Genomic DNA, 370 nt, shown 5'->3' with positions numbered 1-370 from the left:
GAGCCTGTAAATTATTTTGTGTAAGTTCCATTTTTTATAAATGATCTTTTAATCGATCATCGAACTGAATCGTAAACCAATTCATTGCTAAACGCCAATTTTGAATTGGCATCGTCCATTTCTTCGCAGCATTTGATGTTGCTAAGTAAATGACCTTCTTTACTGAGTCATCAGATGAAAAGATTTTCCTTTTCTTCGTTGAATGGCGTATTACGCTATTCAACGACTCAATCGCATTTGTTGTATAAATTGCATGACGTATTTCGGCTGGATAGCTAAAGATCGTTCGGATATTTTCCCAATTGGCCCGCCAGGATTCTCCAATTTTGGGATACTGGTGATTCCATTGATCACAGAAGATGTCTAGGGA

1 protein-coding gene is annotated in these 370 nt (G+C 37.3%); it reads right to left on the bottom strand.

Annotated elements, in window-relative coordinates; translation table 11 throughout:
* Positions 1-34: 34 nt before the first annotated feature.
* Positions 35-370: IS256 family transposase (locus tag AC056_RS19990; protein WP_004840505.1), on the bottom strand; the 336-nt coding region annotated here is incomplete at its 5' end.

Source organism: Acinetobacter genomosp. 33YU (genome assembly GCF_001990725.1).
In the GTDB taxonomy this organism is placed as follows: Bacteria; Pseudomonadota; Gammaproteobacteria; order Pseudomonadales; family Moraxellaceae; genus Acinetobacter; species Acinetobacter seifertii.
The sequence above is the reverse complement of the archived record's forward strand: the minus strand, read 5'-3'. Positions and strand labels throughout refer to the sequence as shown.